Annotated in this window: 20 protein-coding genes; 6 read left to right on the plus strand and 14 right to left on the minus strand. The window is 70.5% G+C overall.

Annotated elements, in window-relative coordinates:
- Positions 1-36: 36 nt before the first annotated feature.
- From ACFOSH_RS26230 to ACFOSH_RS26240, 3 genes are all read right to left on the minus strand, one after another.
- Entirely contained in the window at positions 37-3,414 is a 3,378-nt protein-coding gene (locus ACFOSH_RS26230) for a pyruvate carboxylase (protein ID WP_378241720.1), read from the minus strand.
- An 88-nt stretch (positions 3,415-3,502) separates the two neighbouring features.
- Positions 3,503-4,438, minus strand: coding sequence for a S8 family peptidase (locus tag ACFOSH_RS26235; protein WP_378241721.1), 936 nt, complete (start codon positions 4,436-4,438; stop codon positions 3,503-3,505).
- A gap of 18 nt (positions 4,439-4,456) precedes the next feature.
- Positions 4,457-5,641: an erythromycin esterase family protein gene (locus tag ACFOSH_RS26240; protein ID WP_378241722.1), complete on the minus strand. Its 1,185-nt coding sequence runs from the start codon at positions 5,639-5,641 to the stop codon at positions 4,457-4,459.
- Between the two features lie 31 nt (positions 5,642-5,672).
- Between ACFOSH_RS26240 and ACFOSH_RS26245 the strand changes: the two genes are divergently transcribed.
- Together ACFOSH_RS26245 and ACFOSH_RS26250 are read left to right on the plus strand one after the other, a co-directional pair.
- Positions 5,673-6,290 carry a TetR/AcrR family transcriptional regulator gene (locus ACFOSH_RS26245; protein WP_378241723.1) on the plus strand — a complete coding sequence of 206 codons (618 nt, stop codon included), beginning with the start codon at positions 5,673-5,675 and terminating at the stop codon, positions 6,288-6,290.
- 99 nt (positions 6,291-6,389) lie between these two features.
- A complete protein-coding gene (locus ACFOSH_RS26250; protein WP_378241724.1) occupies positions 6,390-6,797 on the plus strand; it encodes a hypothetical protein in 408 nt (135 codons plus the stop codon).
- On the opposite strand, the gene ACFOSH_RS26255 is transcribed toward ACFOSH_RS26250, so the two are convergent.
- The 5 genes from ACFOSH_RS26255 to ACFOSH_RS26275 form a co-directional block, all read right to left on the minus strand.
- Positions 6,787-7,290 (minus strand): GNAT family N-acetyltransferase, encoded by a 504-nt coding sequence (locus tag ACFOSH_RS26255; protein WP_378241725.1) that lies wholly within the window; start codon positions 7,288-7,290, stop codon positions 6,787-6,789. The genes ACFOSH_RS26250 and ACFOSH_RS26255 overlap by 11 nt on opposite strands.
- A 2-nt stretch (positions 7,291-7,292) precedes the next feature.
- Positions 7,293-9,380: a caspase family protein gene (locus tag ACFOSH_RS26260; protein WP_378241726.1), complete on the minus strand. Its 2,088-nt coding sequence runs from the start codon at positions 9,378-9,380 to the stop codon at positions 7,293-7,295.
- Positions 9,377-9,757 (minus strand): hypothetical protein, encoded by a 381-nt coding sequence (locus ACFOSH_RS26265; protein WP_378241727.1) that lies wholly within the window; start codon positions 9,755-9,757, stop codon positions 9,377-9,379. Before ACFOSH_RS26265 ends, ACFOSH_RS26260 begins: the two co-directional genes overlap by 4 nt.
- 83 nt (positions 9,758-9,840) lie before the next feature.
- Positions 9,841-11,994, minus strand: coding sequence for an ATP-dependent DNA helicase RecG (gene recG, locus ACFOSH_RS26270; protein WP_378241728.1), 2,154 nt, complete (start codon positions 11,992-11,994; stop codon positions 9,841-9,843).
- A 4-nt stretch (positions 11,995-11,998) separates the two neighbouring features.
- Positions 11,999-13,582: a DAK2 domain-containing protein gene (locus ACFOSH_RS26275; protein ID WP_378241729.1), complete on the minus strand. Its 1,584-nt coding sequence runs from the start codon at positions 13,580-13,582 to the stop codon at positions 11,999-12,001.
- A 133-nt stretch (positions 13,583-13,715) separates the two neighbouring features.
- On the opposite strand from ACFOSH_RS26275, the gene rpmB reads away from it, so the two are divergent.
- Entirely contained in the window at positions 13,716-13,907 is a 192-nt protein-coding gene (gene rpmB, locus ACFOSH_RS26280) for a 50S ribosomal protein L28 (RefSeq protein ID WP_007031450.1), read from the plus strand.
- A 384-nt stretch (positions 13,908-14,291) separates the two neighbouring features.
- Here rpmB and ACFOSH_RS26285 read toward each other — a convergent pair whose 3' ends face one another.
- The 3 genes from ACFOSH_RS26285 to ACFOSH_RS26295 are packed head-to-tail and all read right to left on the minus strand — an operon-like array spanning position 14,292 to position 15,990.
- Positions 14,292-14,969 carry a uracil-DNA glycosylase gene (locus ACFOSH_RS26285; RefSeq protein WP_378241730.1) on the minus strand — a complete coding sequence of 226 codons (678 nt, stop codon included), beginning with the start codon at positions 14,967-14,969 and terminating at the stop codon, positions 14,292-14,294.
- 20 nt (positions 14,970-14,989) lie between these two features.
- Positions 14,990-15,511: a gamma carbonic anhydrase family protein gene (locus tag ACFOSH_RS26290; protein ID WP_378241731.1), complete on the minus strand. Its 522-nt coding sequence runs from the start codon at positions 15,509-15,511 to the stop codon at positions 14,990-14,992.
- 8 nt (positions 15,512-15,519) lie between these two features.
- On the minus strand, positions 15,520-15,990 hold the full coding sequence (locus ACFOSH_RS26295) for a GNAT family N-acetyltransferase (RefSeq protein ID WP_378241732.1): 471 nt from the start codon (positions 15,988-15,990) through the stop codon (positions 15,520-15,522).
- 109 nt (positions 15,991-16,099) lie between these two features.
- Between ACFOSH_RS26295 and ACFOSH_RS26300 the strand changes: the two genes are divergently transcribed.
- Positions 16,100-16,837, plus strand: coding sequence for a GNAT family N-acetyltransferase (locus ACFOSH_RS26300; RefSeq protein ID WP_378241733.1), 738 nt, complete (start codon positions 16,100-16,102; stop codon positions 16,835-16,837).
- On the opposite strand, the gene ACFOSH_RS26305 is transcribed toward ACFOSH_RS26300, so the two are convergent.
- Positions 16,834-17,790, minus strand: a complete 957-nt coding sequence (locus ACFOSH_RS26305; protein WP_378241734.1) for a thiamine-phosphate kinase — start codon at positions 17,788-17,790, stop codon at positions 16,834-16,836. The genes ACFOSH_RS26300 and ACFOSH_RS26305 overlap by 4 nt on opposite strands.
- A gap of 137 nt (positions 17,791-17,927) precedes the next feature.
- On the opposite strand from ACFOSH_RS26305, the gene ACFOSH_RS26310 reads away from it, so the two are divergent.
- Together ACFOSH_RS26310 and ACFOSH_RS26315 are read left to right on the plus strand one after the other, a co-directional pair.
- Complete coding sequence (locus tag ACFOSH_RS26310; protein WP_020630788.1) at positions 17,928-18,161, plus strand: Lrp/AsnC ligand binding domain-containing protein; 234 nt, start codon at positions 17,928-17,930, stop codon at positions 18,159-18,161.
- A 19-nt stretch (positions 18,162-18,180) separates the two neighbouring features.
- On the plus strand, positions 18,181-18,723 hold the full coding sequence (locus tag ACFOSH_RS26315) for a DUF3515 domain-containing protein (RefSeq protein WP_378241735.1): 543 nt from the start codon (positions 18,181-18,183) through the stop codon (positions 18,721-18,723).
- A gap of 1 nt (position 18,724) precedes the next feature.
- Here the strand turns inward: ACFOSH_RS26315 and ACFOSH_RS26320 are convergent, their stop codons facing one another.
- Both ACFOSH_RS26320 and pdxR read right to left on the minus strand, forming a co-directional pair.
- Positions 18,725-19,696 (minus strand): zinc-binding dehydrogenase, encoded by a 972-nt coding sequence (locus ACFOSH_RS26320; RefSeq protein ID WP_378241736.1) that lies wholly within the window; start codon positions 19,694-19,696, stop codon positions 18,725-18,727.
- A gap of 33 nt (positions 19,697-19,729) precedes the next feature.
- On the minus strand, positions 19,730-21,088 hold the full coding sequence (gene pdxR, locus ACFOSH_RS26325; RefSeq protein WP_378241737.1) for a MocR-like pyridoxine biosynthesis transcription factor PdxR: 1,359 nt from the start codon (positions 21,086-21,088) through the stop codon (positions 19,730-19,732).
- Positions 21,089-21,134 lie beyond the last annotated feature (46 nt).

Below are 21,134 nucleotides of genomic sequence, written 5' to 3' on the forward strand. Positions count from 1 at the left end.
TCAGGCAGCCAAGCGGCGGTGAGGCGTCGGTCCGCGCTACTCCAGGACGAGCAGCAGGTCTCCGCCTTCGACCTGCTGGACGGCGTTGATCGCGCGCCGCGACACCTTGCCGCCCGCGGAGGCGGTGATCGACGCCTCCATCTTCATCGCCTCGATGGTCGCGACCGTCGCACCGGCCTCGACCACGTCGCCCTCGGACACCTGCAGCGTGACCACACCCGCGAACGGCGCGGCGATCTGCTTCGGGTCGCCCTTGTCGGCCTTCTCCGTGGCCGGGATGTCCGACGCGATCGAGGTGTCGCGGACCTGGATCGGGCGCAGCTGGCCGTTGAGCGTGGACATCACCGTGCGCAGCCCGCGCTCGTCGGCCTCGCCGATGGCCTCCAGCTCGATCAGCAGCCGGACACCCTGTTCGAGGTCGACCGAGTACTCCTCGCCCGGGCGCAGCCCGTAGAAGAAGTCCTTGGACGGCAGGACCGACGTGTCGCCGTACTGCTCGCGGTGCGCCTCGAAGTCCTTCGTGGGCCCGGGGAACAGCAGCCGGTTCAGCGTCTGGCGACGGTTCTCGGCCAGTCCCTTGTGGTCCTCTTCGGACAGTTCCTGCACCGGCTTCGGCTGCGCGCGGCCTTCGAGGGCCTTGGTGCGGAACGGCTCCGGCCAGCCACCGGGCGGGTCGCCCAGTTCGCCGCGCAGGAAGCCGATCACCGAGTCGGGGATGTCGAACTTGTTCGGCTCCGCCTCGAAGGCGTGCGGTGAGACGCCCGCGCCGACGAGGTGCAGCGCGAGGTCACCGACCACTTTGGACGAAGGCGTGACCTTCACCAGGTGACCGAGGATCCGGTCCGCGGCCGCGTACATCGCCTCGATGTCCTCGAACCGCTCGCCGAGGCCGAGCGCGATCGCCTGCGTGCGCAGGTTCGACAGCTGACCGCCGGGGATCTCGTGGTGGTACACGCGTCCGGTCGGCGACGCGAGACCGGCCTCGAACGGCGCGTAGATCTTGCGCACGCTCTCCCAGTACGGCTCCAGGTCGCCGATGGCCTGCAGGTCCAGCCCGGTCGGCCGGTCGGAGTGATCGGTGGCCGCGACGAGTGCCGAGAGCGACGGCTGCGAGGTCGTGCCCGCCATGGACGCGACGGCACCGTCGACGGCGTCCGCCCCGGCCTGGATCGCGGCGAGGTACGTCGCCAGCTGGCCACCCGCGGTGTCGTGCGTGTGGATGTGCACCGGGAGGTCGAACTCCTTGCGCAGCGCGGAAACCAGCCGCACCGCCGCCGGCGCCCGCAGCAGGCCCGCCATGTCCTTGATGGCCAGGACGTGCGCTCCCGCACCGACGATCTGCTCCGCCAGCTTGAGGTAGTAGTCCAGCGTGTACAGCTTCTCGGCCGGGTCCGACAGGTCCGAGGTGTAGCAGAGCGCGACCTCGGCGACCGCGGATCCGGTCTCGCGGACGGCCTCGATCGCCGGGCGCATCTGCTCGACGTCGTTGAGCGCGTCGAAGATCCGGAAGATGTCGATGCCGGTCGCCGTCGCCTCCTCGACGAAGGCGTTGGTCACCTCGGTGGGGTACGGCGTGTAGCCGACGGTGTTGCGGCCGCGCAGCAGCATCTGGAGGCAGATGTTCGGCACCGCTTCCCGCAACTTCGCCAGCCGCTCCCACGGGTCCTCCGCCAGGAACCGCAGCGCGACATCGTAGGTCGCGCCGCCCCAGCACTCCAGCGAGAGCAGCTGCGGCGTGGTGCGCGCGACGACCGGCGCGACGGCGAGCAGGTCCTTCGTCCGCACGCGGGTGGCGAGCAGCGACTGGTGCGCGTCACGGAAGGTGGTGTCGGTGACGCCGATGGTCGGCGACTCCCGCAGCCAGCGGGCGAAACCGTCCGGGCCGAGTTCGGTGAGCTTCTGCTTCGAGCCGGGCGCCGGTTCGAGGTCCTTGGGCAGCTTCGGCAGCTTGACCTGCGGTTCGAGGGTGCGCGGACGCTCGCCGTGCGGCTTGTTGACCGTCTTGTCGGCGAGATAGGTCAGCAGCCTGGTCCCGCGGTCGGCCGAATGGCGCGCGGTGAGCAGATGCGGGCGTTCCTCGATGAACGACGTCGTGACCCGGCCTTCGCGGAAGTCCGGGTCGTCGAGGACGGCCTGCAGGAACGGGATGTTCGTCGCCACACCGCGGATCCGGAACTCGGCGACGGCGCGGCGGGCGCGGCCGACGGCGGTCTTGAAGTCGCGGCCGCGGCAGCTGAGCTTCACCAGCAGCGAGTCGAAGTGCGCGCTGATCTCGGTGCCGGCGAACGCCGTCCCGCCGTCGAGGCGGATACCGGAACCGCCGGGCGAGCGGTACGCGCTGATCATCCCGGTGTCCGGGCGGAAGCCGTTGGCGGGATCCTCGGTGGTGATGCGGCACTGCAGGGCGGCGCCGCGCAGGTACACCTTGTCCTGCGAGAGCCCGAGGTCGTCGAGCGTCTCGCCGGAGGCGATGCGCAGCTGCGACTGGACGAGGTCGACGTCGGTGACCTCCTCGGTCACCGTGTGCTCGACCTGGATCCGCGGGTTCATCTCGATGAAGACGTGGTTGCCGTCCTTGTCGAGCAGGAACTCGACGGTGCCGGCGTTGCGGTAGCCGATCTGGCGGGCGAACTTCACCGCGTCGGCGCAGATCCGGTCGCGCAGTTCGGACGGCAGGTTCGGCGCCGGGGCCAGCTCGATCACCTTCTGGTGCCGCCGCTGGACCGAGCAGTCGCGCTCGTAGAGGTGGATCACGTTGCCCTCGCCGTCGGCGAGGATCTGGACCTCGATGTGGCGCGGCTCGACGACGGCCTTCTCGATGAACACCGTCGGGTCGCCGAAGGCCGACTCGGCCTCGCGCGCGGCGGCCTCGATGGACTCGCGCAGCTGCGCGGGCTCCAGGACGCGGCGCATACCGCGTCCGCCACCGCCGGCGACGGCCTTGACGAAGACCGGGAATCCGATCTCCTCGGCGGCGGCGATCAGCGCGTCGATGTCGGAGGACGGTTCGGAAGAGCCCAGCACCGGCACCCCGGCCTCGCGCGCGGCCTTGACCGCGCGGGCCTTGTTCCCGGTCAGCTCGAGGATGTCCGCGCTCGGCCCGACGAAGGTGATGCCTTCGTCCTCGCACGCGCGCGCGAGGTCCGGGTTCTCGGAGAGGAAGCCGTAGCCGGGGTAAACGGCGTCGGCGCCCGCCTTCTTCGCGGCCGCCACGATTTCCTCGACCGACAGATAGGCCCGCACCGGATGACCGGGTTCGCCGATCTCGTAGGCCTCGTCGGCCTTCAGCCGGTGGAGCGAATTGCGGTCTTCGTGCGGGAACACAGCCACCGTGCCCGCGCCGAGCTCGAATCCGGCGCGGAACGCGCGGATGGCGATCTCACCCCGGTTGGCGACCAGTACCTTGCGGAACATGCCGGTCCTTCCCATCATCGGATCGGTAGGTGAGGCACGTTACCTGCTAGCTCCCGCAGGGCGGGAGTTGTTGCCCAGGTGATGGACGTCATCCCCGCTTGAGTTGCGTACCCGGGGTCTGGAGCAACCTGTTCGCGGTGCCCGCGTGGACGCCGGTCAGCACGTCGACCGCGGCGAGGTCCACGAGCGCTTTCGTGACGTCCGCCGCCGAGACCGCCGGGTGCAGGGCCCGGTACAGCGCGGCCACCCCGGCGACGTGCGCGGCGGCCGACGAGGTCCCGCTGAGCACCCGGCCACCGTTGCCCCCGGCGTTGGGTCCCGGCACGTCCACGCCGGGTGCGAACAGGTCGACGACCTCGCCGTAGTTCGACGTGGACCCGACCTGGTCACTCGCGTCGGTCGAGCCGACGGTGAGCGCTTCGGTGACCCTGCCGGGTGAGAACTGCCCTGCGTCGGTGGCCTCGCCACCGGCCGGGAGGGCGACCGGGACGACCGCCGCGAGCGCGCGGACGGCGGTGTCGAGCTGGTCGTTGGCGGTGCCGCCGATGCCGAGGACGGCGACGGCGGGCTGCTGTGCGTTCTGCGTCACCCAATCGATACCCGCGATGATCTTGTCCGTCGCCCCGCCGCCCTGCGCGTCGATCACCCGGACCGGGACGATCTGCGCGGCCTTCGCGACGCCGTAGCTCCTCGACGCGGCGACACCGGCCAGGTACGTGCCGTGACCGTTGGTGTCGGAGGTGTCCGTGCCGCCGTCGAGGAAGTCCTTACCGGGCTTCACCCGTCCGCCGAAGTCCGGATGCGCCGCGTCGACACCGCTGTCGATCACGTAGACCGTCACGTCCTTGGCGTCGGTCTCGTAGTGATAGAGCTGGTCGAGGCCCGTTCGCTGGTCGATCCGGTCCAGTCCCCAGTTCGGCGGGTTCTGCTGGACTTCCGTCGCGGAGGCGGGCTGGGCCACGGCGGTCACCAGCAGCGCCGAGCAGGCCAGTGCGCCCATTCCTCGTACCAGTCGCATGATCATGCCTCGGGCCTACGCCTGTCACCCGCGAGTGGCAACCTCAACCACCCGATCGGTTGGGGCCGGTCGGAGGTGCCCGCTGACCGTCGACTCCGGGAAGCAGACCAGCGCGTCGAAGGCGTTGACGACGTCGACGGGGTTGAACAGGTGCGCGTGACGGATGCTCTGCGGTCCCTCCGTTCCGCGTCGCGGGCGGAGGTCCACGAGCCCAGGGCCTTCGGCCTCGACGCTGCCGTCCGCGGGTGTGTCCAGATCCTGGCGGTACACGGTGAACCCGAGCCGCGCGGCCGGATCCGGCTTGAGGCCGGTGGTCTCGCCCTCGGCCGCGGTGAGCGCCAGCGCGAAGTAGTCGTCGCCGAATTCCGCCGCCAGATGCGTTCCCGCCGAAGGCGAGGTGAGCCCGGGGAACGGCGAGAAGGGCACCCGCTGGAGGTGTCCGTTGTGGAGCATCACGACGATCTTCGTGTCGTCACCGTGGAGACGCCGGATCAGCCGGACGGTCTCGGCCATGTAAGCGTCGCGCGAACCGCTCTGCAGGGCGGGCGCGTCGCCGGACATCATCGCGGCCACCTCGGCGAGGTAGGCGTCGACGCGCAGCGCGCCTTCGACGTGGTGCTCGGCGACGGCTGTGTCCCCGTAGACGGGACGCAGTGAGGTGAGGTGCGTCTTGAGCCGGGTGAGCGCCGCGGTCGCCTTGTCTTTTGTCCCAGTGTCGAGGGCGGCGTACTTGGCGGGCGCCTCCGCGCTGCTGATCGACGCGTATCCCTCGGTCGCCTCGATCGCGGCGTCGACAAGGCCCACAGCGGCCTCGTCCACAGTGGACAGGTAGGCGCGGACCGCTTGCAGTGCGGGCACGGGCGAGCCAGCGGAACTCGGCACGTCGAGACCGAAGTACCGGACGTCGCCGCGCTCGCGAAGCCACGTCAGCATTTCGTGCGCCTCGGGCGACTCACCGAGCGAGAAGGTGAAGCCGTCGCGGCCGATGTCGGCGACCTCCCCGGGAGCGCCGTTCAGCCAGTCTTCGACGAGCTTGCCCTCGGCGAAACCGGATTCGAAACCGACGACACGGAAGCCGTGGTGCTCGACGAGGTGCTGGAGCAAACGATTGCGCAGGTCTCCGAACTCGTGGACGTGGTGGTTGTTCTCACCGATGGCGACGATCTTCGCGTCCCCGATGAGTTCGGCGATCTTCGCTGGGTCTGACATACTGACCACACTAACGCAACAGGAGTAGCAGTTGGCAACCTCCGGTACCCAGCGGCCAGGCGGCCGGACCGAACGCACGCGCCAGGCCGTCCTGCACGCCACCCTCGACCTGCTGGCCGAACACGGCTTCGGCGAACTGACCGTGGACGCCGTCGCCGAACGGTCCGGAGTGCACAAGACCACGGTGTACCGGCGCTGGTCCTCACCGGACGGTCTCGTCGCCGCCGCGCTGCAGATGGGCGCGGAGGACGACTGGAAGGCGCCCGACATCGGGTCGCTGGAGGACGATCTGTACGAAGTGGCCGCGGAGGTCGTGCGGTACTTCACCGAGCCCGCGCTGAAGGAGTTGCCGACGGCGTCGGTGCTGGCGGCCTTCCAGTCACCTCAGGCGGCCGAGGCGCTGCACGACTTCTACGCGGACCGGCACGTGCGGATGGCGCCGATCGCGGAACGGGCCGTCGCGCGGGGCGAGGCTCCTCCCGGGACGGATGGCGACGAACTCGTGCGGGCGGTGTGCGGGCCGATGTTCTACCGGCTGTTCCTGTCCCGGGAACGGGTCACAATGGCGGACGCGCGGGTCTCGGCGCGGGCGGTGGCTGCCGCCGCGCGGGAAGGCGCCTTCGTACCCGCGCCGCGTTCAGAGGACTGAACGCGGGAGGTTGGTCACGCGCTGAGGACAGTTTTACCGTCAGCGACAAGGACTTCCGGGTCCACACTGGTCTCTCCGTGCCGAGAGAGGGAGCCCGTCATGACCGAGGAAGTTCGCGACAAAGCGCCGGAAATGCCGCGCCAGCTCAAGACTGTCCGCGTCTTCCTGTGGATACAGGCGGTCCTCAATCTCCTCGCCAGCGCGCTCGTGACCGCCCTCGCGATCAACGAACTCGACCACGGCAACGAAGAAGCGGGACTCGCTCTGGCGTTGGCGCTCCTCGGCTTCGCGGTCTCCCTCACGCTGATCGCGTGCGCGATCAGGATCTCCCGCGGTTCGTCCTGGGTGCGGCCCACGGTGATCGGCGTCGAAGGACTGTCCGTGGTCCTGGGGGTGATCAGCCTGATCAGCGGCGGGGCGGTCACCCAGCTGATCGGGATGGGCATCGCCATCGGCATCATCGTCGTCCTCAACAAGCCCGAAGAACGCGCCTGGTTCACTCGCTGACGAGGTCGATCCGGTAGCGCAGTTCGGAAAGCGGGACGTCTTCGCCGGGCATGGTGTCGGTCTTCTCCGCCCCGTCCGGCGTCCATCCCGCGGCCGAGTAGAAGCGCCGGGCGCGCTCGTTCGAATCGAGCACCCACAGCGTCGCCTCGCGGTGCCCCGAATCGCGCAGCGCGGCGACTGCGGTGTCGAGCAGCAGCCTGGCCAATCCGGTGCCCCAGCACGCCGGTTCGAGGTAGATCGCGCGCAGTTCCCCGCGTTCCCTGTCGACGGCTGCGAAGCCGAGGAGCGAACCGTCCTCGACGAGGACAAGGACGTCGCCCCGGTTGGCGGGGTCGGCGAGGATCCGCTGCCAGCGGCCCGCCCTACCCTCGACCGAAAGATCGCGCAGGTAGAGCTCGGGCAGCAGACCTCGGTACGCCGACTGCCACGACCGGACGTTCACCTCCGCGATGGGCCAAGCGTCCTCGACGGTCGCGGGGCGGATCGTGGGCATCCTCAGCCTTTCCGGGCCGCGAAACCGGTCACGATGGCCAGCGTGAGCACCATCCCCAGCGCGATGCCCCAGCCCGCGCCGGTCACCCGCGAGCTGCTCGGCATCGCGTAGAACAGCGCGCACACCATGACGATGCCACCGCCCGCCACCCCTCCTTGGAAGGCGATCCCGAACGCCGCCGGCCGCAGGAGCGCGCCGAGCACGGTCCCGATCAGGAGCATCACCGCGACCACGAGGTAGAGCGCGCCCTCGTCGGCCCGGCTGGACGAGTACGCGAAGAGTTCGCCTGCCTCCACCGCGAGACCGGCCACGCCGCCGATCCCGGCCACGAGGACCGCGACGGCGAAGGCGTCACGCGGTTTCCCCAACTTGAGCCGGAAACTCCGGTCGCGCCGCACCGCGATCAGCGCGCAGACAGCTCCGGCGATCAGGCAGGCGTCGGCGAGCACGAGGACGGCCAGGCCGTACGGGATCGCGGAAAGCAGCGCCAGCCCGCACAACGCTCCCGGCCCCGCCATCCGGCGCGTCCGCGACAGCGACATCGCGATCCCCGCGCCGACCGCGAACACGATGAGCGGTACGACGGTCCAGCCGCCGTCCTCGAAGAAATCCTCCAGGCTGCTGCTGAGCGGGAAAGCGATGATCACCAGGTACACCGCCGCCACGAACGCGAACACGCCGGCGGCGGCAGCGAACGGATCGGGCTTCGGCCGTGGAGCGGCGGCTTCGACGGGCGGCGCCGGCGGCGGAGGTTCGGGCACCGGCGAAGGCGCGCGCACAGGCTCGGGCAGCGGACTCGGCGCAGGCGCCGGTGCTGGTGCCTGCGCGGGCGGGGGTTCGGGCATCGGTTCCTCGACGACCTGGCCCTCGACCCGCACCACCACCTCGCCGGTCGGCCCGGTCACGGTGACCCGTGCGTCGAACGCCCCGGTCTCCACCAGGTCCAGCGAAATCTCGGCGCCGCCGTCTACTTCGGTCACCCGCAGCCAGGAATGCGACGACGCGAACCGGCAGGCCCGCGCGATCGGCGGCCCTTCCAACCGGATCCGCGCCACCGGCCGCGTTCCCCGGACGACCTCGCCGAACCGCACCACCTCGGGTTCGGTGCGCACCCGCGATTCCCGCCGCGCGAGCTCGGCGGCCTCGGCGATGTGCTGGATGTCGGTCTGCGCCATCGTGGCGAGGACTTCGTGCGCGCCGATGGCGACGGAGAGGTTCTCGCTCGTCAGCCGCCGCTGCAGTTCCGTCACCGCGCCGAGGCGGGTGAACATGTTCGGATCCTCGCTCGCCGCGCGCAGATCGGCCGGGACCGGCGACGGTTTGATCCGGCGGCGCCTGCTCCGGGCCAGGTACAGCTCACCCTGCATCTCGATGTCGCGGCTGGGCGTCTGGTTCGGGTTCCGCTCGCGGACGCTGTCGAACAGGTAGTCGTAAAGCTCGCCGAGCGCGATCCAGCCGTCTTCGTCGCGGTCCGCGTCGCCTGTCCGGAGACCATCGACCAGCGCCGAGGTGAACACCGACGGCCGCGCGTGGTCGTCGGCGAGGTGATCGCCCTCGAAGGCGTACTCGATGGAGTTCGACGCGGTGATCACCGCACGGCCGCGGCCGCCGAAACCGCCGCCGGGGAACGCGTCGAGCACGTTGGCCTCACCGGAGGCGCGCACCGCGACCCCCTGGCTGAAAGCACCGCCGTAGCAGCAGTCCAGCAGGAGAACAATGCTCCGCGACCGGCTCACCCGCATGCAGCGCTGGACGAAATCGGCGGGAACGGCGCTCGACGCCAGCCGCTCCGGCCTGGTGTTCCTGGCGGCGAAGAACAGGTCCCCCGACTCGCTTTTCAAGCCATGACAGGAGAAGTGCACCAGCAGGACGTCGTCCGGCGCGCTGTCGGCGAACAGGTCCTCGACCCGGCTCGCGATGACGTGCGCGGTCTCGTCGCGCACCACCTGGACGTCGAAGTCGCTGATGTCGCGATCGGCGAGGACCTCGGCGAGCGCCTCGGCATCGGCCGCCGGGGACCGCAGCGCGCTCAGGCCGGGGTTGTCGTACTCCCCGTTGGCGATTATCAGGGCACGCCGCGCGCCGGTCATGACGGCGAATGCCTGCTCACGAACAGATCGACGAGTTTGTCCTGATCGGAGAGGGTCGCTTCGGACAGCTCCAGCACGTCGCCGTCGATCTCCAGCCGCACCGTGCGCTTCACCCGTCCGCCGCGCGAAAGCCACTCCCGCACGGCGGCCACCACCGAGCGCAGCCCGTCGGCGGACTTCCCCACCGTGACCAGGAGACCGCCCGCCGTGGCCGCGTCGAACCCGCGCGAGCCGGGCGGCGCTTCGCCGGCTGGAAGCGCCTTGACGTCGGCGACCCCGCGTTCGATCAGTTCCCCTCGGAGATACCCGGCGAGCTGGTCGACCCGCTCGGCGTCGGCCCCGTCCTCACCGAGCTGGACCCGCACCGATGACGTCATCCCCGGCCTCCCTCGCCCGCACAGAACGAGGAAACCTCGCGTCCCGTCCTGCGACAAGGTCCGATCGGGCAGAGATGTTCACGTCAGCTTTTTTCCAGGTACTCCACACGATCTTCGTCGACGACGTCGGCGATCATGTGCGCCAGCCCGAGGTAGTTCCCCAACGCCGGGTCCTTCTCGACTATTTCCAGCGCCCGCGCCCTCGCCTCGGCGATGACTTCCTCGTCCTGCAGCAGCGACAGCAGTTTCAGGGTCGATTTCTTCCCCGACTGCGCGGCACCGAGGATGTCGCCCTCCCGGCGCAGTTCCAAGTCCATTCTGGACAGTTCGAAACCGTCCGTCGTGGATTCGACGGCGGCGAGCCGCTCGCGGGTGGTCGTCCCGTCGAGGGTTTCGGTGACCAGGAGGCACAGCCCCGGCACACTGCCCCGGCCGACGCGGCCGCGCAGCTGGTGCAGCTGGCTGATGCCGAACCGGTCGGCGTCCATGATCACCATCGCGGTCGCGTTCGGCACGTTCACGCCGACCTCGATTACGGTGGTCGCGACGAGCACGTCCAGCTCGCCCTTGGAGAACGCCTGCATCACGGCGTCCTTGTCGTCGGAGGGCATCCGGCCGTGCAGGGCCGCGATCTTCAAGCCCTTCAACGGTCCTTCGACCAGCTCGGGTGCCACGTCGAGGACGGCGAGCGCGGGCCGCTTGTCACCCTTGTCCGACGCCGGTTCGTCGCCGATGCGCGGGCAGACGATATACGCCTGGTGTCCCTTGCCGCATTCCTCACGGACCCGCTGCCACGCCCTGTCCAGCCAAGCGGGCCGCTCCGCGACCGGCACCACCGACGTCTTGATCGGCGACCGGCCGACCGGCATCTCGCGCAGCGCGGAGATCTCCAGATCGCCGTAGACTGTCATCGCGACCGTGCGCGGGATGGGCGTCGCCGTCATGACGAGCACGTGCGGGCTGGTCTCGTCGGCGCCGCGGGAGCGCAGCGCGTCCCGCTGCTCCACGCCGAAACGGTGCTGCTCGTCGACCACGGCCAGGCCGAGATCCGCGAAGGACACCGTGTCCTGGATCAGCGCGTGCGTGCCGACGACGATCCCGGCCTCGCCGCTGACCGTCTCCAGCAACGCCTTCTTGCGTTCCTTGGCGCCCATCGAACCGGTCAGCAGGGTCACCCGTGTCGCGTTCTCCGCGCCGCCGAGCTGGCCACCCTGCCCGAGGTCGCCGAGCATCTCGCGCAGCGACCGCGCGTGCTGCGCGGCGAGGACCTCCGTCGGCGCGAGCAGCGCCGCCTGCCGCCCGGAATCGACGACCTGCAGCATGGCGCGCAGCGCGACCACGGTCTTGCCGGAACCGACCTCGCCCTGCAGCAGCCGGTTCATCGGATGCTCGGTGGACAGATCCCGGGAGATCTCCTCGCCGATCTCCTGCTGGCCCGACGTCAGCGCGAACGGGAGCCGTTTGTCGAAGGCGTCGAGGATGCCGCCTTCGGTGTGCGGGCTGGCTTTCGCGGGCCGGGAGACAAGGGAATGCCGCCGCTGCGCGAAAATCAGCTGCACCGCCATGGCTTCGTCCCATTTGAGCCTGCGGCGCGCGGAGTTCAGCGCGTCCCAGCCCGACGGACGGTGGATGCCGCGCAGCGCGCTTTCCAGGTCGGGCAGGCCGTACCGGGCCAGCAGCTCCGTCGGCATCGGGTCCTCGTCGACCTCCAGCACGTCCAGCACCTGCCGGACGCTCTTGGCGATCACCCACGTCGGGATCCCCTGCGCCGCCGGGTACACCGGGATGATCTCGGCGAGGAAGTCGTCCAGCGCCTCGGCTTCCCTGTCCGCCTCGAACAGTTCGTACTCGGGGTTCGCCAGCTGCAGGACGTCGCGGAAGGCGGTGACCTTGCCCGCGAAGAGCCCGTTCTTGCCGGGTTCGAGCTCCTTTTCGCGCCAGGCCTGGTTGAAGAAGGTGCACTGCAGGCGGCGTTTGCCGTCGGTGATCACCATTTCGAGCAAGGTGCCGCTGCGCGCCTTCATCCGGCGCTTGTTGACCCGCTCGATCCGCGCCATCACGGTCGCGTGCTCGCCGAGTTCGAGCCCGGCGATGTCGGTGAGCTGCCCTCGCTCGGCGTAGCGGCGGGGGTAGTGGCGCAGGAGGTCGCTGACCGTCTCGATCTTGAGGCCCTTGGCGAGTGCCTTTGCCGTCGCCGCGCCCACGACCAGTTTCAGGTCCGCGCGCAGGTTGGTCATGCGGTCACTCCACCCCCATCAGAAGCACGGCGTCGGGCTGGCCGCCGGCGTAACTCGTCAACTCGACCTCAGGATGTTCCAGGCGCAGCTGATCGGCCAGCTCACCGGGCAACCGGACCGGGACGTCGACGCCGGTCAGCACGGTGACCAGCTCGCCACCGAGGGCCAGCATCCGGTTCAGCACGCCGACCGCCGCCGCGACCAGGCTCGTCTCCGAGGCGGGCGCGGGCTCGATCAGCACGACCTCGCCGTCGACGAGGCCGACGACGTCACCGGCCTGCGCCCGGCCCACCCAGGTTAGCGACTCCTCGTGCGCGATCCGCAGTTCGCCACGCCTGGTGGCGGCGGCCGCTTCGGCCATCGCGACCACGTCGTCGTTGGTGCGGCGGTCCTTGTCGTGGACGGCCAGCGCGGCGAGCACCTGGACGGGTGACACACAAGGGATGACGACGACGTCGCGATCCGCGGCCATCGCGTGCCCGGCCGCCGCGTCGGCCGCGGCGGTCAACTGGTGACCGCCGGGGAGGACGGTGACGTGATGCCCGGCGGCCTCGTTGATCAGGCCCAGCATCTCCTCGACCGTCGGCGAGACCCCCGGCGGCACGGACAGCACCGCGACGCCCTCGGCCCGCAGCAGCTCGGCCAGCTGCCCGCCGTGGACCACGGCGACCACCGACCGGTCGATACCGCCGCCGACCTCGACCGGCGTGGGCGTGATCAGCGGCTCGACCCGGACCCTGCGGGGGCGGCCGAGCTCGATCCCGGCCTCCAGCGCCGCGCCGATGTCCGCGCAGTGCACGTGGACGGCGTACGCGCCGGCGCCGTCCCCGGCGACCGTGACGCTGTCGCCGAGGCCGCTGAGGGTCTTGCGCAGCGCGGGGAGACTGCCTTCGTCGACGCCGTCGAGCAGGTACATGACCTCCCAGGCCGTCGGGGCGTCGACGGTGTGGTGGTGATGCGCTTCGAGGGGGTGTTCCGGCTCGGTGAGACTGCCGGAGATCACGCCTGCCAGGGCGTCGAGGACCGCGACCAGGCCGCGAGCCCCCGCGTCGACCACCCCGGCCACGGCCAGGACGGGCAGCTGCTTAGGGGTCTCTTCGAGCGCTTCGGCGGCGACGCTCGCCGCGGTGGCGGCCACCTCTTCGAGCGACCCTGTCGCGTCGCGGACTGTCGCGGCGACGGCGTGGAGCACCGTCAGGATGGTCCCGGCGACGGGTCGGCTCACAGCGCCCGTGGCGGCCCTGTCCGCGCAGCCGAGCGCCTCCGCGAGACCTGGCCCGTCGAGCTCCCTGGCGGCCGCCGACTCGGCGATCCCGCGCACGACCTGCGACATGATCACGCCCGAGTTGCCCTTGGCCGCCGCGACCGCGCCCTTCGCGAAGACCGCCAGCGCCTCGGCGGTGGTCCCCGGCTCGGCCTCCGCCAGCGCGTCGCGGGCCGCGGTCATGGTGAACAGCAGGTTGGAGCCCGTGTCGGAGTCGGCGACCGGGTAGACGTTGATGCCGTCGATCGCCGGTCGCAGCACCGACAGACTGTGCACACAGGCCGCCGACCAAGCCGACACCGCCGCCACGTCCAGCACCCGCACGCCATGACCTCCTAGCTGTTCCAGCGAGGGTATCGACCCGGTGCCTGAGGGCTCTGAGCCACTGGTTACTATGGTCGAGTTGCCCAGCATGCTGGGCGCATCATTCTTTGTCCCAGATCCAGAGGAGTTCGACGTGGCTGCCGTGTGCGACGTCTGTGGCAAGGGACCGGGCTTTGGCAAGTCGGTCTCGCACTCCCACCGGCGTACCAACCGCCGGTGGAACCCGAACATCCAGACCGTTCACGCCAAGATCGGTCTTTCCCAGCGCAAGCGCCTGAACGCCTGCACCTCGTGCATCAAGGCGGGCAAGGTCGTTCGCGGCTGAGCCGGGTTTTTGGGGAATGGCGGGTGCTCTTCGGAGCACCCGCCATTTTTTATGGGCACGGTGCTGGCTTCAAGTCCGTGAAGGCCTCCTTCCCTACTCTCAAGGTAGGGAAGGAGGCCTTCACGGACTTTGGCGTCGCCTCAGGAGTCACACCGGCCACTGTTGTCACGCGTTTGAGGTGAGTGCCCGCGCCGGGCTCCGCTTCCCCACTGCGCGCAAGTCGGGCTGGGCGCGCGGGGTCGGGGTGGTCGTGAGTGGCAAGTGGGGTTAGAACACGAATCGCCGCTCACGACCACCGGGACCGGACGCCCGCCAGCCGCCCCCACCCCGCGCCCGCTTCGCGCCTCACTCCCCAAGTAGAGGACTAATTGCGGCGGCCGAGGGTCAGGGGAGCTTCCAGTCCACGGGGCCGGCGCCCTGGTCGGCGAGCAGCTGGTTCGCCCGGCTGAAGGGACGCGACCCGAAGAACCCGGCATGCGCCGAGAGCGGGCTCGGGTGCGCCGACTCGATGCACGGCACCTTCCCCAGCATCGGCTTCAGGTTCCGCGCGTTGCGGCCCCACAGGATCGCCACCATCGGCTCGTCCCGCGCGGCGAGGGCCTTGATGGCCTGCTCGGTGACGTCTTCCCAGCCCTTGCCCTGGTGCGAGTTCGATTTGCCCGGCTGCACCGTCAGCGCCCTGTTGAGCAGCAGCACGCCCTGGTCGGCCCACGGCGTCAGGTCGCCGTTCGACGGCAACGGGTGCCCGAGGTCCTCGCAGTACTCCTTGTAGATGTTGATCAGGCTCTTCGGGATCGGCCGGACGTCCGGCGCCACCGAAAAGCTCAGCCCGACGGCGTGGCCGGGCGTCGGGTACGGGTCCTGCCCGACGATCAGCACCCGGACGTCGTGGAACGGCTGCTGGAAAGCCCGCAGCACGTGTTCCCCTGCCGGGAGGTAGGTCCGGTCGGCGGCGATCTCCGCGCGGAGGAATTCCCCCATCGCGGCGACCTGCGGCGCCACCGGTTCGAGGGCTTGCGCCCAGCCTGCTTCGACGATGTCCTGCAGCGGTCGTGCGGTCACGGCGTGCGAGCTTACTCACGTCACCCGAGCCGCCGGAGTTCGACCCGGAACCGCGCCGCACGCTCGACATACCCGTCGACGACCAGCTTGATCATGTCCGGCCCGAAAGACGTGTTCAGCCGCGTCTTCGCCGGGACGCCGAGCGCGATATGCCCACTGTCCACATGGGACCCATAGGGGAGAACCGCGCCCGCGCCGACCATCCCGCCGTCCTCGACGACGGTTCCGTTCAACACCACCGATCCCGACGCGATCAGGCAGCCCTCGCCGATCCGCGCGCCCTCGATGTGCACCGAATGCCCGACGGCGGAGGAGTTCCCGATCACCGTCGGTTCCTTGCGGGTGCAGTGCAGGACGCAGCCGTCCTGGACGTTGGACCGCTCGCCGATCTCGATGTAGCCGTGGTCGCCGCGCAGCACCGTCTGCGGCCACACCGACGCGAACGCCGCGATGCGGACGTCGCCGATCACCGTCGCGTCGGGGTGGATGTAGGCGTCAGGGTGGATCGAGGGTTCGAGGTCGCCCAGTGCGTAGATCGGCATGCGTGCTCCTAAACCAGCGACTTGCCGTAGCAGACGCTTTCCGGTTCGTCCTTGTAGTACCCGAAACCCGGCATCTCCCGGTAGCCGGCCGAAACGTACAGCGCGATGGCCTCCGGCTGTTTGTCACCGGTTTCCAGCACCATACGCAGCCGTCCGGCCTCGGCGGCCGTCCGTTCCAGGTCGGCGAGGATCGCCCGCGCGATCCCCCGCCCCCGCGCCGAAGCCATCACGAACATGCGCTTGATCTCGGCGTCGCCGGGCCGCAGGGGGTCCGGCCCCTCGTGCGCCCGCCAGGCACCCGAGCCCACGGGGACGTCGTCGAGGTACGCGGCCACGAACAAGCCCTTCGGCGAGGCGAACTGGGCCCCGTCCATCGGTGTCTCGTCTTCGCCGCCGTACCGGGCGGCCAGTTCGAGCTGGGCCTCGGCCAGCAGCTTCACCGCGTCGGGGTGGTCGTAGGGCAGCACACGAAGGTCCATGAGCGCGAGATTAGCGAGCGGCCCTGTCGCGGGAAAGCAGAATTGGCCCAAGCGGATGTGGCGTGATCGGCACTGTCGCCGCAGCCGTCCTGCGCCTTGGATTCCGATCATGTCGATCGAAGCCGAGGCGCCGCTGCGCCAGGCCCGCAACTCCGCCGCGTTCTGGGCCGCGACAGGCCGGTCCCGCGGCCACGAGGTGATCCGCCGCCGCGGCTTCCTCGCCGTCGCCGGTGACGAGCGCGCCGGACTGCGTGTCCTGCTCCAGGAACCCGATCCCACCGCCGACGACCTGGCGGAGATCACCGAACTGGCCGCGCTTGCGAAGGGTCCGGTGGACGCCGAGGATCCCTTCAGTGTCACCGATCTGAGCCATCTCGGGGAGATGCGCAGCTGGCGGATGCCCGTCATGCTGCGCCCGCCCGCGCCCGTCGCCGAACCCGTGATGGAGGTGGTCCGAGTAAACGCCGATGCGGACCTGCGGGCGGCCGAACGCGCGGTGATCGCGGGCTTCGAACTCTCCCGGTTCGAGCCCTACCTCGCGGGTGAGATGTTCCCCACGGCCCTGCTCGGGCAGCCGGGGGTCGCCGTGTTCGTCGCGCGGCTCGACGGCGAGGTCGCCGGGGCGTGCGTCACGGTCGTCGAGGACGGCTTCGGCAGCCACTACTGGGTCGGCACGCCGGAAGCCTTCCGCTCGCGCGGCGTGGGACGCGCCGTGATGCTCGGCTCCCTCGCCCCTTTGGCAGGGTCTCCGGTCACGCTCACGGCCTCCAAGGCAGGCAGGCCGCTGTACGAATCCCTCGGCTTCACCGTCACCGCGGAATCGACTTGGTGGGCCTCACGCTCCTAGCGCCAGTGCTGCCATCCGCCGTCGTGTCCGTACCGCTTCCCGTCCACCGTCACGCCCGAATCCGGCATGGTCACGACGCCGATCTCGCTCCAGCCCTCCGGCAGGTCGGCGAAAGCGGGGAAGGTCGCCGCGAAAGCGTGGTCCTCGCCGCCGGTGAGCACCCATTTCAGCGGGTCGGCGCCGAGCGCGGTGCCGACCTCGGTCAGCCTGCTCGACACGTCGAGATCCGCCGTCCGCACGTCGATCCCGACGCCGGACGCCGTGGCGATGTGGCCGAGGTCGGACAGGAGCCCGTCGGACACGTCGATCATCGACGTCGCGCCGCCGTCGGCCGCGCGGATGCCCGCCTCGTAGTCCGGTTCGGGGCAGCGCTGCGCGTTGACCACGCTGACCGGTGAGCGGAAACCCCGCCCGAGCACGGCGAGTCCCGCCGCCGCCCAGCCGAGCCGTCCGCAGACCGCGACGACGTCGCCGGGGCGGGCGCCGGACCGCGTCACCGGTTCCCGGCCACCGAGGTCGCCGAGCGCGGTGACACTGATCACGATCTGGTCGGCGCGGACCATGTCGCCGCCGACGATCCCGACCCCCGCGCGGTCGGCTTCGATCCACATGCCCTGGGTGAGTTCGGCGACAAGCGAAGTCTCGGTGTCCGATGGGCAGGCGAATCCCATGAGGACGGACGTCGGCCGGGCGCCCATGGCGGCGATGTCGGTGAGGTTCACCGCGACCGCCTTGCGCCCCACCTGTTCGGCGCTGGACCAGTCGAGACGGAAGTGGACCCCCTGCACGAGGACGTCGGTGGTGGCCACCGTCCGGCCGTCCGGGGTGGCCACGACGGCCGCGTCGTCCCCCGGTCCGAGCAGCGTCGACTCCGGCTGTTTCCGGCCTGCCGTCACCGCTTCGATCAACCGGAATTCACCGGTCCCGGCGACCGTGCCGTCGTTCGGTGACACCCGTCACCTCCACTTTCCCTTGTCCGGACAAATGTCGATCACCGATAGTCGGAAGCCCTAGGTTTTTCCCGAGGCTGGCGATACGTTGCTACAACGTTCCTACCTTGAGCCGACTAAGACAGACGAAGGGGCGCGCCGTGGTCCACGCATACATCCTCATCCAGACCGAGGTCGGCAAAGCCGCCGCGGTCGCCGCGGAGATCTCCACCATCTCGGGTGTCACCAGTTCGGAGGATGTCACCGGCCCCTACGACGTGATCGTCAAGGCCGCGGCCGAGACCGTCGATCAGCTCGGCCAGCTGGTGGTCGCCAAGGTGCAGAACGTGGAGGGCATCACCCGTACGCTGACCTGCCCGGTCGTGCATCTGTAAGAGGTGGTGTAGTGGTCCGGTGGCTGACACGGACACCGGCGCTCCCCCGAAACCACTGCTGATCGCGGCCGCTTGCCTCGCGGTGCTGCTCGTCGCGGGCGTGGCCGTCTTCGGGCTGACCCGCGGCGCGGAGCCCGAGGCCCCGGCCGCGGACGGCCCGCTCCCGCTCGTCCCGGTCCCGGCGCCTCAGTCAGGATCACCCGACTGTGCGAAGCTCGTCGGCGCGCTCCCGCACGAGCTCACCTCGTCCGGGAACACGCTGGTGCGGCGGAAGCTGGCCGACCCCGCCCCCGAGGCGACGGTCGGCTGGGGCACCGGCGATCCGGTGGTCCTGCGGTGCGGGCTCGGCAAGCCGCCGGAGCTCACCCGGACCTCGCAGCTGCGGACGATCGACAACGTCCAGTGGCTACAGGTCGAGGGCGAGGGCACCGCGACGTGGTTCGTGGTGGACAGGCCCGTCTACACGGCGCTCACCGTGCCGGACACCGCGGGAACAGGGCCGCTCCAGACCATTTCGGACGTCATCGGCGCCAATCTCCCCGCGGTACCCCTGCGGTTCTGATTCAGGGCACGACCAGCAGGGTCTTCCCGGTGTACCGCCGCGCCTCGATGTCCGCGTGCGCGGCGGCCGCCTCGGCCAGCGGGTACGTCCGGCCGATGACCGGCGTCAGCGTCCCTTCGGCCGCCTGCCGCAGCACTTCCCGCACCCGGCGCGGATTGTCGGGCCAGAAACCGACCAGCTGAGCCATGTCCACAAGGGACAGCCGGGCACGATCGGCGGCACCGATCACCGTCTCCGCGCCACTGGACATGCCGTAGCCCGAGAACCGGCCGCCGTTCTTCAGCAACGCCAGGGATGCCGCGCCCAGTTCGCCGCCGACGCCGTCGAAGACCACGTCCAACCGGTGGCCTCCGGTGCGGGCGAGGACCTCGCCGGTCCAGTCCGCCACCGAGTAGTCGACCGGCTCGGCGCCCAGTTTCCGGGCGATCGCCGCCTTTTCGCCGCCGCGGACCGCCGCGATGACGGTCGCGCCCGCCGCGCGGGCGAGCTGCACCAGCAGGCTGCCGAGACCGCCGACGCCCGGCGACACCAGAATCCGCTCCCCGGCCTCGACCGGGGTCTTCTCCAGCAGCGCCAGCGCGGTACTGCCGTCGTTCAGCAGGGCCAAGGCTTGCTGAGGGTCGAGCCCCGCCGGGACCGGGAAGGTCTCGTCCGGCGACGCGATGACCGTGTCCGCGTATCCCCCGCCGTATCCGCCTGTCGCGCTGGTGACGACGACTTTGCCCAGCCAGGTCTCGTCGACTCCGGCGCCGACCGCGTCGACCGTGCCGGCCACCGCGCCACCGGGCACGTACGGCGGCTCGACAGCGAACACGTCGGGACCGTCGCCCCGCCGGATGAGGGCGTCGAGCCAGCCGACCCCGGCCGCCGTCACCGCGACGCGGAGCTCGCCCTCCGAGGGCTCGGGGGTGGGCAGTTCGACCTGTTCGAGGACATCGGGATCGCCGAATCGGGACACTGTGATCGCACGCATGATCGCAAGGTAGGACCTCCAGTTCGCTGGAGGTCAACCGAGCACGGGGATCAGCGGTTTGAGCGCGGACCGGAGCGTTTCCCGCGAACAACCCGCGTAACCGATGAGGTTCCCGAACACCGTCGGCGTCCCGACGAAGTGCCGGACCAGCCCGTCGAGCCGGATCCCGGCGCGTTCCGCCGCCGCCAGCCGCGCCGCTTCCTCGGCCGCCGATCCACAGGGGACGACCAGATGCGCGCCCGCGTCGTCGCCGAGCACCGGGATCCCCGCCGACGTCAGCGTGGCCGAAACCAGGGACCGGCGCTCCGAAAGCTCCCTCCGCAGCTTTCGCAGGTGCCGCCCCAGATCGCCGTGCCGCGCGAGTTCCGCGACCACCCGCTGTCCGGCGGGCGACGGACGCGTCCCGGTCGCTTCGCGATACTCCAGCACCGCGGCCGCGACCGGTGACGGCGCGACCATCCAGCCCGCGCCCAGCGCCGGGGTGAGGATCTTGCTCGTGGTCCCGAGATGCGCGACGACGTCGGGCGCGAGCGCGGCCAGCAGCGGCAGCGGCGCGACGTCGAACCGCAGCTCGCCGTCGTAGTCGTCCTCGATCACCAGCATGCCCTCGGCGCGGGCGAGTTCGACCAGTTCGACCCGGCGGGACGCGCTCATCCGGCTGCCGAGCGGGTACTGATGCGCGGGCGAGCAGTACACCGCGCGGACGTCGGCGGGGACGGCGTCCAGGCGCAGGCCCTCCTCGTCGACCGGGACGGGCACGACCTCCATCCCCGCCCGCCGGAACGCCTGCACCGCGCGCTGATAGCCCGGTTCCTCGATCGCGACCCGATCGCCGCGCGAGAGCACCGAGCCCGCGAGCTCGATCACGGCCGCCGTCGTCCCGCCGGTGGCGAGCACCGTTCCGGCGGCGAGCCCGCGGTGGCGCAGCAGATGCTCGGACACCGCGTCCCGGTACGCGGGCAGGCCGGCCCTGTCCTCGCGATAGGTCGGGCGCGGGTCGGCGGCGGCCCGCCACGCGCGGCGCCAGGCGGCCCTCTCGACGCCGTCGGCCCACGGGACGCCCGGCGTGAGGTCGATCAGCGTGGGCGGAGCGGCCGGCTTGCCCGGTGCGAGGCCTTTCGACGGCCTGTCCGCGGGCGGTGTCGTGGTGACGTAGGTGCCGGAGCCGTGGCGGCCCGCGATCCAGCCCTCCGCGTGAAGCTGCTCATACGCCGCCGATGTCACCGTGCGGCTGACACCGAGCCGGTTCGCGAGCGCCCTGGTCGAGGGCAGCCTGTCGCCGCCGCGCAGATGCCCGTCGCCGGCGGCCGCGCGCAACGCGTCGGCCAGCTGGACCGCGAGCGGGACGAGCGAATCGCGGTCGAGGCTGACCGGCAGAGCGGTGTCGGACATCCTGTACTCCGCCCTCTCGACAAAGTGGCCTTCTCAAGTATAGGAG

Origin of the sequence: Amycolatopsis speibonae (genome assembly GCF_042647925.1) — a bacterium.
GTDB classification, from domain to species: Bacteria; Actinomycetota; Actinomycetes; order Mycobacteriales; family Pseudonocardiaceae; genus Amycolatopsis; species Amycolatopsis speibonae.